Origin of the sequence: Massilia endophytica, from assembly GCF_021165955.1 — a bacterium.
In the GTDB taxonomy this organism is placed as follows: domain Bacteria; phylum Pseudomonadota; class Gammaproteobacteria; order Burkholderiales; family Burkholderiaceae_D; genus Rugamonas; species Rugamonas endophytica.
The window spans coordinates 4,320,315-4,333,246 of record NZ_CP088952.1; the positions used below are offsets into that span (position 1 = coordinate 4,320,315).

Annotated in this window: 11 protein-coding genes; 7 read left to right on the forward strand and 4 right to left on the reverse strand. The window is 64.7% G+C overall.

The features are described from left to right. The first annotated feature begins 89 nt into the window (after positions 1-89). The 3 genes from LSQ66_RS19805 (at position 90) to LSQ66_RS19815 (ending at position 3,341) form a co-directional block, all read left to right on the forward strand. Positions 90-359, forward strand: coding sequence for a GlsB/YeaQ/YmgE family stress response membrane protein (locus LSQ66_RS19805; protein WP_231766903.1), 270 nt, complete (start codon positions 90-92; stop codon positions 357-359). A 157-nt stretch (positions 360-516) separates the two neighbouring features. Beyond that, positions 517-2,673 carry a S46 family peptidase gene (locus LSQ66_RS19810; RefSeq protein ID WP_231766904.1) on the forward strand — a complete coding sequence of 719 codons (2,157 nt, stop codon included), beginning with the start codon at positions 517-519 and terminating at the stop codon, positions 2,671-2,673. Between the two features lie 104 nt (positions 2,674-2,777). Beyond that, positions 2,778-3,341, forward strand: a complete 564-nt coding sequence (locus LSQ66_RS19815) for an NADPH-dependent FMN reductase (protein ID WP_231766905.1) — start codon at positions 2,778-2,780, stop codon at positions 3,339-3,341. Here the strand turns inward: LSQ66_RS19815 and LSQ66_RS19820 are convergent. Next, positions 3,338-3,973, reverse strand: coding sequence for an MBL fold metallo-hydrolase (locus LSQ66_RS19820; protein WP_231766906.1), 636 nt, complete (start codon positions 3,971-3,973; stop codon positions 3,338-3,340). The genes LSQ66_RS19815 and LSQ66_RS19820 overlap by 4 nt on opposite strands. A gap of 111 nt (positions 3,974-4,084) precedes the next feature. On the opposite strand from LSQ66_RS19820, the gene LSQ66_RS19825 reads away from it, so the two are divergent. Both LSQ66_RS19825 and LSQ66_RS19830 read left to right on the forward strand, forming a co-directional pair. Beyond that, a complete protein-coding gene (locus tag LSQ66_RS19825) occupies positions 4,085-5,785 on the forward strand; it encodes a M14 family zinc carboxypeptidase (RefSeq protein WP_231770158.1) in 1,701 nt (566 codons plus the stop codon). Beyond that, positions 5,770-7,932, forward strand: coding sequence for an FUSC family protein (locus tag LSQ66_RS19830; protein ID WP_231770159.1), 2,163 nt, complete (start codon positions 5,770-5,772; stop codon positions 7,930-7,932). The genes LSQ66_RS19825 and LSQ66_RS19830 overlap by 16 nt, the downstream gene beginning before the upstream one ends. A 4-nt stretch (positions 7,933-7,936) precedes the next feature. On the opposite strand, the gene lhpI is transcribed toward LSQ66_RS19830, so the two are convergent. After that, the gene (gene lhpI / locus LSQ66_RS19835) at positions 7,937-8,830 is read right to left on the reverse strand and encodes a bifunctional Delta(1)-pyrroline-2-carboxylate/Delta(1)-piperideine-2-carboxylate reductase (protein ID WP_407659540.1); all 894 of its coding nucleotides are present in this window, start codon (positions 8,828-8,830) and stop codon (positions 7,937-7,939) included. A 65-nt stretch (positions 8,831-8,895) separates the two neighbouring features. On the opposite strand from lhpI, the gene LSQ66_RS19840 reads away from it, so the two are divergent. Next, positions 8,896-9,216 carry a YkgJ family cysteine cluster protein gene (locus LSQ66_RS19840; RefSeq protein ID WP_231766908.1) on the forward strand — a complete coding sequence of 107 codons (321 nt, stop codon included), beginning with the start codon at positions 8,896-8,898 and terminating at the stop codon, positions 9,214-9,216. Here LSQ66_RS19840 and LSQ66_RS19845 read toward each other — a convergent pair. Further along, complete coding sequence (locus LSQ66_RS19845; protein WP_231766909.1) at positions 9,207-10,523, reverse strand: GGDEF domain-containing protein; 1,317 nt, start codon at positions 10,521-10,523, stop codon at positions 9,207-9,209. The two genes, LSQ66_RS19840 and LSQ66_RS19845, sit on opposite strands and share 10 nt — an antisense overlap. A gap of 208 nt (positions 10,524-10,731) precedes the next feature. Between LSQ66_RS19845 and LSQ66_RS19850 the strand changes: the two genes are divergently transcribed. Next, positions 10,732-10,956, forward strand: coding sequence for a hypothetical protein (locus tag LSQ66_RS19850; RefSeq protein ID WP_231766910.1), 225 nt, complete (start codon positions 10,732-10,734; stop codon positions 10,954-10,956). Positions 10,957-10,994: 38 nt separating this feature from the next. Here the strand turns inward: LSQ66_RS19850 and LSQ66_RS19855 are convergent, their stop codons facing one another. After that, positions 10,995-12,932 carry a S9 family peptidase gene (locus tag LSQ66_RS19855; protein ID WP_231766911.1) on the reverse strand — a complete coding sequence of 646 codons (1,938 nt, stop codon included), beginning with the start codon at positions 12,930-12,932 and terminating at the stop codon, positions 10,995-10,997.

A 12,932-nucleotide genomic window follows, 5' to 3' on the forward strand; every position in this document is an offset into this window, starting at 1 on the left:
CCGACCACCCTTGGTGTTCTGCCTACACTTTTTCTCACGGCAGGGCCTTTGGTCCCGTCAATTTCGTCAACGACATAAGGGGAATGAAGATGAGCTTTATTATCTGGATCGTGATCGGCGGTGTGATTGGCTGGCTCGCCAGCCTGGTGATGAAAACGGACGCACAGCAAGGCCTGTTCCTGAACGTCGTCGTCGGTATCGTTGGCGCCCTGCTGGGCGGCTGGCTGCTGTCGCCACTGTTCGGCGCTGGCACCATCAATTCGGATGACTTCAGCGTCATGTCGCTGGTGGTCTCCTTCCTCGGCGCAGTTATTCTGCTGGCCATCGTGAACCTCGTGTTCCGCGGGCGCGCACGCTAAATCGGGCGGCCAGGGAAAGCCGGCGCTGCGGTGCCGGTTTTTTTTGTCCGATGCGCAACATGGTGCGCTGCACCAATGGCCCTCAGGCGGGTTTCGGGTTGACGAATCGAAATGTGATGCGGATACTCTATATCGCCTCAACCTTCCTATCGACCCGATGAAAAAATCTCTCCTTGCGCTCGCCATCCTGAGCGCGGGTGCAGCCTATGCCGACGAAGGCATGTGGATGCCCCAGCAGCTGCCGCAGATTGCAAAACAACTGAAAGCAGCGGGCCTGAAACTCGATCCCGCTACGCTGACCAAGCTGACCGAATTCCCGGCAGGCGCCATTGTGAGCCTGGGCGGCTGCTCGGCCTCCTTCGTGTCGCCGCAGGGCCTGGTGGTCACCAATCACCACTGCGTGTACGGCAGCATCGCCTCCAACTCCACGCCCGAGCGCAACCTGCTGGCGAACGGTTTCGTGGCGCACAGCCTGGCCGAAGAGCTGCCAGCCTCGCCCGGCACCCGCATCTTCGTGACCAGGGAAGTGCTGAACGTCACCGACAAGGTCATTACGCCCGACGTGGCGAAGCTGAGCGGCAAGGCGCGCAGCGATGCGATCGAACGCAACCAGAAATCCCTGGTGGCTGCCTGCGAAAAGGACGAAGGCCACCGCTGCAGCGTGCCCGCCTTCTACGGCAGCCTGGAGTACTACCTGATCAAGCAGCTGGAAATCCGCGACGTGCGCCTGGTGCACGCGCCTGCCGAAGGCGTGGGCAAGTTCGGCGGCGACACCGACAACTGGATGTGGCCGCGCCACACGGGCGACTACGGCTTCTACCGCGCCTACGTGAGCAAGGACGGCAAGGCCGCCGACTACAGCAAGGACAACGTCCCTTACACGCCGAAGCATGTGCTGAAGCTGGCCAGGGAAGGCGTGAAGGAAGGCGACTTCGTGATGGCCATGGGCTATCCCGGCCGCACCAACCGCCACCGCCTGCCTTCGGAAGTGAAGTTCACCTTCGACTGGTTCTATCCCGCCTTCGTGAAGGCCTCCGGCGAAACGCTGGCCGTCATCGACCGCGAGACCAAGGACAGCAAGGATACGGCGCTGAAGTACGCCAGCCAGGTCGCAGGCATCAACAACTACTACAAGAACCGCCAGGGCATGATCGACTCCTATGCGGACAGCGACTTCCTGGCGCGCAAGACCGCGCAGCATGAGGAGCTGAAGGCCTGGGTCAATGCGGATGCCAAGCGCAAGGCCGAATACGCCGCCGATATCGAAAAGGTGGAGAAGCTGATCGCCGAGCGCGATGCGGACACCAAGGCCGATTTCTACTACGGCTATTCGCAGCCGCGCCTGCTGAACACGGCCCGCTCGCTCTACCGTCTCGCCATCGAATCGCAGAAGCCTGACGCGGAGCGCAAGGCGGGCTACCAAACGCGCGATCTGCCCCGCTTCAAGTCGGGCGTGGCGGCGCTGGTGCGCACCTACGATCCGAAGGTGGACAAGGCCATCGTCATGCACCACATGAAGAACTACCTGGCGCAGCCAGCGGCCGAACACAAGGCAGCCTTCGATGCTGCGCTCGGCCTGCGCGCGGGCATGAGCGATGCGGAGCTGTCCGCCGCGCTGGACAAGCTGTACTCCGGCAGCCAGCTGGGCGACGCCGCCGTGCGCACCGCGTGGCTGGACAAGAAGCCTGCCGACTTCCAGGCCTCGAACGACGCCTTCATCAAGGCCGCCGTCGCCATGTACGAGGCGGCCATGAAGGAAGAAGCGGAAGAGGAGGAACTGGCCGGTAACATCCAGCAGGCCTACGCCAGCTACATGAAAGCGAAGATCGCCTTCATGAAGACCAAGGGCCAGGCCGTGTATCCGGATGCGAACAGCACCCTGCGCGTCACCTACGGCAACGTGGCAAGCCGCGACCACGGTGCGGACGGCACCACCTGGACCGCCTTCACCACCGTGAACGGCGTGGTCGCCAAGCACACGGGCAAGGGCGAGTTCAACGCGCCCAAGGCGCAGCTGGACGCCATCAAGCGCAAGGAGTTCGGCAAGTACGCCGATCCGAAGCTGAAGACCGTGCCGGTGGACTTCCTCGCCACGCTGGACATCACGGGCGGCAACTCCGGTTCCGCTGCGCTGAACGCCAAGGGCGAGCTGGTGGGCCTGGCCTTCGACGGCACGCTCGATTCCATCATCTCGGACTGGGACTTCAACAAGGCCAAGACCCGCGATATCCAGGTCGACCTGCGCTACATCCTTTGGAACATGAAGTATGTGGACAAGGCCGACAACCTGCTCAAAGAAATGGGCGCCGAGTAAGCACGGCCTCCCAACGCCGGGGCGTTCGCGCCTCTTCCGAAAGCCGCGCAGCAGCGCGGCTTTTTTTCGTTTACGATCTGTGGATCCACCAACAAGGAGTTCACATGTCCGTAAAAAAAGTCGCGGTACTGATTGGCAGCCTGCGCAAGGAATCACTCACCCGCAAATACGCCTACGCAGTGGCCGAGCTGGCGCCTTCGCTGCAGTTCGAGTTCATCGAACTCGGCGACCTGCCCCTGTATAACCAGGACCTGGACGACGGCGGCAACCCGCCCGCCACCTGGACGGCGCTGCGCGCGAAGATCAAGGCCAGCGACGCCGTGCTGTGCGTGACGCCGGAGCACAACCGCTCCATTCCGGCCGCGATGAAGAACGCCATCGATATCGGCTCGCGCCCCGTGGGCTACAGCGTCTGGAACGGCAAGCCTGTGGGCGTGGTGTCGCAGTCGCCGGGCGCGCTGGGCGGCTTCGGCGCCAACCACCACCTGCGCCAGACCATGGTCACGCTTGGCGCGCCGGTCATGCCCGCGCCGGACCCGTACATCGGCAGCTCCGCCACCTATCTGGACGAACAGGGCAAGGTCAATAACGAGCGCACCAAGGAAACCCTGGCCAAGTTCGGCGCCGCGTTCGAGCGCTGGATCGACGCCAACGCGCCAAAGGCCTAACGCTTCACGGGCCGGAAGCGGTAGGCCGCATCCTCCTTCAGCTGGAGCATGCGCGCTCCCCGGCCCCGGTCCGGCATGACGCCGAAGAGGCGCCGCCCGCCGCGCTGTAGCAGCGCCAGGTCGGCACCGGGAAAGCGGCGGGGTATCTCCTCCAGATCGCCCGCTGCGAGTGCGTCGCCGCTGATGTAGATGCGGTAGCTGCCCTCTCCGCTGAAGTCCAGCATCATGCCGGGTGTGCTGCCGCGGCCCGGCATCGCCGTGATGCGCAGCCTCGCCCCGCCCTTGAATACCTCCATCGCTTCCCACGTCCTGAGCGCATGCACATTGTGGAATCCGGGCGCCGACAGGTCCGGCGCCGCCGCTTCACTTGCGACGAAAGCCCGGGCCTTGCCCAGCTTTCGAATCGCCGGCGCGGGCTGCGCCAGCAGCACGAGATCGGCGTCCGGCGATTCTCCCTCCGGGTCGGCCAGCACAGTGATGCCTCCGCAGCGGATGAGGGCCGTGACGGCGCCAATGAGCTGCACCTCTCCGCAGGCAGGCCTTGCGCCATCGGCGGGCAGGTCGAGGCGGTGCAGCTGGCCGGACGCGAAGGGGCAGAACAGCAGCGCCAACACGGCGAACGGGATTCTCATGGCAGGCCTCCGAAGAAGCCCCACATTTAGCATGCCGCAGCATGGGAGGGCATGAACTATATCAATCGTGCGGGTGTACAATTCCGGCTCGTCACCTCACCTCCTCCCGCCATGCCAGAAAAAATGCTCACGCCCTACGAAAAGGGCAACCAGAACCAGACGACACTTTGGACCGAGTGCATCGCCTTCTATGAAGAGCTGGCGCGCCGCTTTCCCAATGTGCTGCGTTTCGAACAGGCCGCCGTATCGGACGCCGGCATTCCCCTGCATGTGGGTGTGGTGAGCGCGGATGGCGTATTCGACCGCGAGCAGATCAAGCGCGAAGGCCGCCCTGTATTCTTCAACAATAACGGCATCCACCCCGGCGAGCCCGAAGGCATCGACGCCTGCATGGCCATCGTGCGCGACCTGTGTTTCGAGCCGGAACGCCTGGCGGCGCTGGGCAAGACCGTGCTGCTGTTCGTCCCTGTCTACAACGTGGACGGCTGCTGGAACCGCGCCAACACCTCGCGCCCGAACCAGGAAGGTCCGGAGCTGTTCGGCTTCCGCGGCAACAGCCGCCACCTGGACCTGAACCGCGACTTCATCAAGTGCGACACGCTGAATGCGCAGTTCTTCAACAAGCTGATTACCGCCTGGGACCCGGACGTGATGGTGGATACCCACACCTCGAACGGCGCGGACTACACCTACACCATGACCCTGATCCAGACCCAGCCCGACAAGCTGGGCAGCGGCCTCGGCCCCTACATGCGCAGCACCATGCTGCCGCAGATCTACCAGGACATGGAAGCGCGCGGCTGGCCCACCACGCCTTATGTGAATCCGCTGAAGGATACCCCGGACGACGGCATCGTGGACTTCCTGGAAGTGCCGCGCTTCTCCACCGGCTTCACGGCCCTGCACAACATCATCGGCTTCATGCCCGAGACGCATATGCTGAAGCCATTCCGCGACCGCTACGAATCCATGCGCACGCTGGTGGAGGTGACGATGGCGTTCACCGTGTCGCACGGCGAAGAGATCAGGCGCCTGCGCGCGGAAGCGAAAACCGCCCAGCGGCAGCAGAAGGAGTGGGCCATCAGCTGGAGCCTGGACGAGAAGAATCCGGGAAGCTTCCGCTTCAAGGGCTACGAGGCCAAGCGCCATCCATCGGTGCTGGGCAACTACACCCGTCTGTCCTACGACCGCAGCAAGCCGTGGGAGCGCGACATTCCCTACTACTGCAACTTCGTGGTGGACGTGAAGATCACGGCGCCCAAGGCCTACGTGGTGCCGCAGCAGTGGCGCGAAGTGATCGAGCGCCTGCAATGGAACGGCGTGCAGATGACGCGCGTGGAGGCGCCGCAGACCGTGCAGGCGCACTACTACCAGATCGGCGAGCTCAGTACCCGTGCCCATGCCTACGAAGGCCATATGTTCCACGACGTTGTGGACGTGGAGCAGCGCAGCGGAACCTTCACGCTGAACACCGGCGACTATATCGTCCCACTGGACCAGGACAATGCCCGCTATGCGGTGGAGACACTGGAGCCGCAGGCCCACGACAGCTTCTTCCGCTGGGGCTTCTTCAACTCCGTTCTGGAGAAGAAGGAAGCGATTTCGGACTACGTGTTCGAAGACCTGGCCGTGGAGCTGCTGCGCACCGAACCGGAGCTGAAGGCGAAGTTCGAGGCCTGGAAGGCTGCCAATCCCGAGCTGCTGTCGAACCAGGATGCGGTGCTGCACTTCATCCTCCACAATTGCGCGCGCCACGCGGAGCCTGAATGGCGCCGCTACCCGGTGCTGTCGATTCCATGCACTACGCACTAAGCCCGCGCACTTTCTTCTACAGTCATTACTTCCACCTCGGCCTGCGCTTCGGCGCGGGCCTGGTCGGAATCATCTGGTTCACCCTGCAGCTGTCCGATATGCACACCGCCATGACGGTGGGTATCGGCGCGCTGTGCACAGCCTTGATGGACCTGCCAAGTCCACTGCGCCACAAGTTCAATGAGATGTCCGCCTCGGTGCTGCTGTGCGGCGCCGTGACCTTGCTGGTCAGCCTGTGCGGGCCGTACTATTGGCTGCTGATGGCGGTGCTCGTGCTGGTGAGCTTCTTTGCCAGCATGATGGTCGTCTACGGCAAGAAGTCCATGCCCTTGCAGCTGGCGGCGCTCTTCATCATGACGATGTCGATGGAGCACCAGCTCACGCCCATGCAGTCCATTGTGCATGCGGGGCTGTTCACACTGGGCGCCGTCGCCTATCTCGCCTATGCGATGCGCGTGAGCTGGCTGCTGCGCCACCGCATCAAGCAGCAGGTGCTGGCGGAAGCGCTGTTCGAGCTGGCCGCCTATATCGACATCAAGGCCGATTTCTACGACACGCGCTACAACCTGAACGAACAGTTCAACAAGCTGGTGCGGCACCAGGCCTTGCTGGCCGACCGCCAGCAAGCCTCGCGCGACCTGATCCTGCGCGCCCACAACAACCGCAAGGACGCGATCGTGGTGCAGATCCACGTCTGCATGCTCGACCTGTACGAGCAGGTGCTGTCCACCCACACCGACTATGCCCAGCTGCGCCGGCACCTGGCCGACTCGCCTGCGCTGGCCAGCCTGCACGGTCTGGCCTACAAGGCGGCGCGCGATATCGAATCCCTCGCCTTTGCCGTCACCAGCAAGCGGGCCTCGCAGCAGAATGTGGACTACGAGCCTGAGCTGAAGCAGATCGAGGCGCAGCTGGCGGAACTGCAGGCGGCGGTGGAGGCAGGCAAACCCGTTCAGGAAGCGCTGACGGTGCTGCGCGCCCAGCGCAACAAGGTGCGCGCCATCATCAACATGATCGGCGAACTGCACGTGGCAAGCCAGCGCGCCTACGACAGCACGCCCTTCTGGAAGGACGCGGACATGCAGCCCTTCCTCTCGCAGCAGAAGTACGAGCTGAAGGTGATGCTGTCCCACTTCCGCATGGATTCGCCGATCTTCCGATTCTCGCTGCGGGTATCGATGGCGATTGCGGCGGGCCTGGCCATCGGCGCCGTGCTGCCCTACACCGCGCACAGCTACTGGATCGTGCTCACCATCGTCATCATCCTCAAGCCCAGCTTCAGCATGACGAAGCAGCGCCGCAAGGACCGCATCGTGGGCACGGTGATCGGCTGCGTCATCACGGCGGTGATACTGACCTGGTTCAACTACCCGGCCGTGATCCTTGGCGCGCTGATTCTTTCCACCGTTGCCACGCCCACCTTCGTCTACCTGCGCTACCGCTATGCGGCCATTGCCGTCAGCGTGATGATCCTGCTGCAGATGAACCTCGTGGCGGGCGGTACGATCAGCGCGGTGTCGGAGCGCCTGACCGATACCTTCATCGGCGCCGCCGTGGCCACCGTGTTCAGCTTCGTGCTGGCGAGCTGGGAGTTCCAGAGCATTCCCCGCCTCGTGCGCCGGGTGCTGGAAGCGAACCTGCGCTATATGCAGGCCAGCTTCGAGCTGCTTCAGGGCGATTGCCGCAACGACTTCCCCTACCGCATCCAGCGCAAGGGCCTGATGGACAGCCTGGCGGACCTGAGCACGGCCATGGTGCGCATGGTGGACGAACCGGCCAGCAAGCAGCGGGCGGTGGAGGATATCAACCTCTTCATCGTGCAGAACTACCTGCTGGTGGCGCATGTGGCCGCGCTGCGCGCCATCCTGCGGCGGCATGCGAAGGACATTCCCGCGGCCGAAGTGAATGCCATGCTGGCGCAGAGCCATGCGCAGGTCTGCCGCACGCTGACGGAGGCGCTGGCGCGGCATGGCGCGGCCCTGCCCGCAGCCGCGCCGCCGCAGGCTGCGGTCCTGCCTTCGGAGAACGTCGAATGGTCCGGCTGGCCGCTGGTCCAGCGCCGCATCCGCCTGCTGCAGGCGGATGCCGAAAAGATCATCGTGCACAGCGAAGCGATCGAACGCAACGTCAGCATGGAGCCCGTCTGAGGCATCAGCTACGTGCCAGCGCCGTACGCGCCGCAGCCAGATCCCAGGCGGCGCAGCCCACCGTCTTGAAGAGCACCGCTTCCGTATCGGCCATGGGCCTTGCGGCCAGCGCGGCGGCAATGCCCTGCACGCCCGCCCAGTCCACGCCCGCCAGCAGCAGATCGCCCGCCTCGTGGCGGGCGCCGTGCGGATCGTCCACGAAGACCCGGCTGGCGCGTACCGTATCCGCGCCGATCTCCGCCGCATCGGGCTTGAAAGCGCCGACTGCAATCACCAGTCTCCCTGCCTGCGCGGGATGCAGGTAGACGGGCTGCCTGCTGGTGGTGCAGGTGATGACGAGATCGGCATCCGGCGCCGGTTCCGAAAGCAGGGCCGGCGCCGCGAATGGAAAGCGCGCGCAGAAGTGCGCAGCCGCTTCGGCGCTGCGGGCCGCTACACTGAGTCGAGCCTGGGGATACAGCTCGGACAGCGCCTGCGCGTGGTTGGCCGCCTGCGTTCCCGCGCCCACGATCAGCACATGACGGGGTGCGCGGCCCAGCAGCACTTCGACGCCAAGCATCGAGAGCGCGGCCGTGCGGCGGCCCGTTACGGTGGCGCCGTCCAGCACCAGCCTCACCGTGCCATCCACTGCATCGACCACGCTCACGCGGCCGGAAATCGTGGGCAGGCCGCGCGCCGGGTTGTTCGGGACGACAGATATGAGCTTGTGCACGGCGATGTCGCGCGCCGTCGCCACCATCGACAGCAGCAGTGCGCCGTCCTGCAGCGGCTCGACCTGCCGCGCGGGACAGAGAATCGCGCCATCGGCCAGCTCTGCCACGGCGCGCCGCAGCGCCTGCACCAGCTGGGGATAAGGCAGCAGGGCTGCCGTTTGTTCGGCGTCAAACGTCGGTGTCATGGGCTCTCCGCAAGCGGTCATTTTGATATCATATTCCGCTCACCGTATTACTGCATGAAGAAGCGATGTCCGAATCCTGCCAGGACTGCGGCGCCTGCTGTGCGCACTACCGTGTGTCCTTCTACTGGGGCGAAAGCGATGCCCATCCCGGCGGCACCGTGCCGCAAGCGATGACCATTCCGATCACGCCCTACCGCATTGCCATGCGCGGCACGGAGCGCAGTTCTGTACGCTGCGTGGCGCTGGAAGGGGAAGTTGGCCACCGCGTGGGCTGCGCCATCTACCCGCAGCGCTCGGCCACCTGCCGCGAGTTCACTGCAGGGACGCCCGAATGCGACAAGGCGCGCGCCGCCTACGGCCTTGAGCCGGTCACCGTTCAGACGTGACAGACGCGGTTGCGGCCCGTTTCCTTGGCGCGGTAGAGCAGCACATCCGCCTTGCGCAGCATGGCCTCGGCGCTTCCTGCGGCGAGATCGGCGCAGACACCCATGCTCATCGTCACCCGCAAGTCGGGATGCAGCGTGTGCCAGGGATAGTTCTCGATCAGCCCGCGCAGCTTGTCGCATAGGGCGCGCGCCTGCGGGGCCGCCGTTTCAGGCAGCGCCAGCACGAATTCTTCGCCGCCATAGCGCGCAACAAGGTCGCTCAGGCGCATGTGCGTGCGCAGGATCTCTCCGATCTGCCGCAGCACGGCGTCGCCCGTCGCGTGGGTGAACTTGTCGTTGATGTGCTTGAAGTAGTCGATGTCCGCAATCACGAGGCTGAGCGGGCGCTTGTGGCGCATCGCCTGCTTGAACAGCGTGGATGCCTGCTCGTCGAAATGGCGGCGGTTGTACAACTGGGTGAGCGCATCGCGCACGCTCAGCTCGCGCAGCTGCGCCGCCTGTTCCAGAATCTTGCGGTGGGAAACCTGCAGCTCTTCGTGGCTGCGCGCCAGCTTCTCGCTCATTTCGTTGAAGGCCTTTGCCACCACGGCCACTTCGTCGCTGCCTTCGGCAGGCACCTGCTGGTGCAGCGCGCCGCCATGCATGGCGCGGATGGCGCCGGTGAGGCCCTGCAGGCGGCGGCTCAAGCCTGCGCCGAGCAGCAGGCCCAGTCCCACGGCCAGCGCGGCGGCAGCCATACCGCCCGTCAGCAGCGAAGACTGCATCGCGCGCAGATAGGCGCGATCCTGCTCGCTGGGAGCGAACTCTCCGTCCGCCACCACGTGCGCGACGGTGCGGCCGTTCACCTCGACAGGCCGCGTCGCCAGGCGCACCTGCGACGGCAGCGCGCTGCCGGGCGTGAAACGTCCAGCGCCAAGCAGCACGCGGAAATCGGCATCGGCCAGCACGAAACGGAACGGCGGTTCGGGACGCGTCGGGCGCGGACCACCGCCATGCGGAGGACGCGGACCGCCCTCGTGCGGCGGCGGACCCTCCGCCCCTGGCCCCGGGGAATCGCTGCGCAGTTGAGCCGCACCTTCACGGCGGCGCATGAAACGGTCGAACGGTTCGCGTTCGCTGGCGGTCGTCCAGTCGCCGTACTGGTTGAAGTAGGCGTTGACGCCGCTGTAGAAGTGCTCGGCCGCCTGCTCGCGGCGCAGAGCATCGAATTTGTGACTGAGGCCGAGATAGGCCAGGCCGCCTGCTACCGCCACTGCCGCGAGACCTGTCGCGAGCAAGGCAGCCATGAGCTTGAGGCGGAGAGACATACGATAACCTGTCGAAATAGCAATTGATAAATATCAAAGGATCATACCGCAAAGCAGTAGCGAAGAATCACTAATAAAGTGATTTTTGCACGGACGAGGGCCGTGGTCATACGCTTTCTGTATAACGGCCATCATGAACGGGAAGTTTGTTTATGAGGTAGCGCGTCCTATACTGCACCGCAGCAGAACTGTTTTTGAGGAGTTTGATATGACGACCGCTACCTTCACCGGCCATGCCGCAGAGCGTGGCTATCTGGGCAATGTTGCCGACGCCGCCGCGGCCCTGCTGCGCGCGCTGTTCGACGTAAGGCCTGCCGTTTCGCAGCGCAGCAGCGTACGCGACCGCGCTTCCGTGTTTGCGCTGGCGAGCCGCTTCGAGCGCCTCTCGCCGAGCCAGGCGGCGGAGCTGAGGGCGATTGCCGGCCGCGATTGATGCGGCGATAAAAAAACCGGGCCGCAGCCCGGTTTTTTTTACTTCGACAGGTACTTGTCGAACCAGGCCAGCGTGCGCTGGCGCAGGTCGCGTTCATGTTCGGGCTTGCGGATGCTGTGGCCCTCGTCTTCATAGATCACCAGCGAGCTTGGCACGCCCATGGCGCGCAGGCCATGCCAGAACTCCATCGACTGCGCAGGCGGGCATTCGACATCGCGCTCGCCGACGTACACCAGCGTTGGCGTCTTCGCGTTCTTGATGCTTTCGATCGGCGAAAGCTTGCGGTAAATGGCTGGGTCGTCGTAGGCCGAGGCGCCGAAGAAGGGAATCATCCACTGGTCGATGCCGTTCTGGCCGTAGTAGCTGATCCAGTTCGCGATGCCCGCACCGGCCACCGCAGCCTTGAAGCGGTTGGAATGCGTCACCGTCCACATGGTCATGAAGCCGCCGTAGGAGTGGCCCATCACACCAAGCCGTTCGCCATCTACCGGCACGGTCTTCAGCACAGCGTCAATGCCGGTCTGGATGTCGCGCAGGTCGCCGCCGCCGAAATCGCGGCGGTTGGCGCGTGCGAACTCCTGGCCCTGGCCGAAGCTGCCGCGCGGGTTAGGCAGGAAAACGAAATAGCCCTTGTCGATCAGGGCCTTCACCATCGAATCGCCGCTGCCGTCCGCATCGATATAGCGCGGCGCTGCTGCCGAAGCAGGGCCGCCGTGCACGCGCACGATCATGGGATAACGCTTGCCCGCTTCCGTCTTCTGCGGGCCGAGCAGCCAGCCCTGCACATTGAAGCCCTCGTTGGTCCACGCGATATTGCGCACCGAGACCTGGGGCGCCGCGCCGTCGTTGTCATGCGTGACTTGCGCCAGCTGTGGCAGGCGGCCCGCCACGATATGCTGCGCATGTTCAAAGTCCTCGACGGTGCCCGCGGCCATGCTGCCGTCCGCGTTAAAGGACATGCGGCCATCCGACCCGCTGCTGCTCACTGCGGCGGACCACAGCTTCTCCGTCCTGCCGCTTTGCGCGTCGATGGCGAGAACGGTCTGCTGGTCGCCCATCAGCGCGGTGCCCATCAGGCTCTTGCGCTTCCATGCCAGGCCGTTGAAAGTGCCCTTGAAGCCGGGCGTGATGTTCTTCGGCTCACCGCCCGCCAGCGGCACGGTGTAGATGTCGCCGCCGATAACGCCGAAATCGCTCATCAGGCCGCCGATGAAGGCCACCGTTTGCCCGTCCGGCGACACGCGCGGCATATTCAGCTGGGTGCCCGGCGATGCGATCACGCGCAATGCGCCGGTGGCCGCATCCACATAGGTCAGCTTCGCCACCCACCAGTTGTTGTCGCCATTGCCCTTGGCGCTCGTGGCCACGAAACCCTTGCCATCCGGCGTCCAGTCGTATTCGTAGACGAAGGTGTCGTCGGGCGACAGCAGTTTCAGTTCGCCGCCCTGCGCCGGCACGGAAGCGATGCGCTGCGCGTCTTCCTCGGAACCGATCTCGCCGATCAGGCGCGCGCCTGCCGCCGTGGCGCCGGTTTCCTTGCGTGCGCCCGGCGTGGCCAGCAGCGCCAGCGTCTTCCCGTCCGGCGACCAGCGCGCCGTGCTGGCAACGCCCTTCACCGTGGCGACCTGCCGGGCCTTGCCCTGTTCCGCCACGTAGAGCATTGCGCTGCCCGCCTTGCTGTCGCGGCCGATGAAGGCCACGGCACGGCCGTCCGGCGACCAGCTTGGGCGGTCGTAGCTGCAGCTGCTGCATGGATCGCTGGACCAGAGAATCTGTCCCTTGCCCGCATCGCGCACGACGATGGTGGCATGCGAGCGGCGGCCTTCGGCGCTGCCCGGCGTTTCGATGGCGGCGATGCGTTCGCCGTCGGCGGAGAGCGCAACGTTGCGGTAGCTGCGGATGCCGTCGGCCTGGGCGGCGGAGGAAATGAGCGCTGCAGCGAGGATGCTCGCCTGCGCAATAGCTTTGACGTACAT

What these genes read in the sequence shown, in the direction of transcription:
- LSQ66_RS19805 (WP_231766903.1), top strand. Translation starts at nt 90, where the DNA reads ATGAGCTTTATTATCTGGATCGTGATCGGCGGTGTGATTGGCTGGCTC.
- LSQ66_RS19810 (WP_231766904.1), top strand. Translation starts at nt 517, where the DNA reads ATGAAAAAATCTCTCCTTGCGCTCGCCATCCTGAGCGCGGGTGCAGCC.
- LSQ66_RS19815 (WP_231766905.1), top strand. Translation starts at nt 2,778, where the DNA reads ATGTCCGTAAAAAAAGTCGCGGTACTGATTGGCAGCCTGCGCAAGGAA.
- LSQ66_RS19820 (WP_231766906.1), bottom strand. Translation starts at nt 3,973, where the DNA reads ATGAGAATCCCGTTCGCCGTGTTGGCGCTGCTGTTCTGCCCCTTCGCG.
- LSQ66_RS19825 (WP_231770158.1), top strand. Translation starts at nt 4,085, where the DNA reads ATGCCAGAAAAAATGCTCACGCCCTACGAAAAGGGCAACCAGAACCAG.
- LSQ66_RS19830 (WP_231770159.1), top strand. Translation starts at nt 5,770, where the DNA reads ATGCACTACGCACTAAGCCCGCGCACTTTCTTCTACAGTCATTACTTC.
- lhpI (WP_407659540.1), bottom strand. Translation starts at nt 8,830, where the DNA reads ATGACACCGACGTTTGACGCCGAACAAACGGCAGCCCTGCTGCCTTAT.
- LSQ66_RS19840 (WP_231766908.1), top strand. Translation starts at nt 8,896, where the DNA reads ATGTCCGAATCCTGCCAGGACTGCGGCGCCTGCTGTGCGCACTACCGT.
- LSQ66_RS19845 (WP_231766909.1), bottom strand. Translation starts at nt 10,523, where the DNA reads ATGTCTCTCCGCCTCAAGCTCATGGCTGCCTTGCTCGCGACAGGTCTC.
- LSQ66_RS19850 (WP_231766910.1), top strand. Translation starts at nt 10,732, where the DNA reads ATGACGACCGCTACCTTCACCGGCCATGCCGCAGAGCGTGGCTATCTG.
- LSQ66_RS19855 (WP_231766911.1), bottom strand. Translation starts at nt 12,932, where the DNA reads ATGTACGTCAAAGCTATTGCGCAGGCGAGCATCCTCGCTGCAGCGCTC.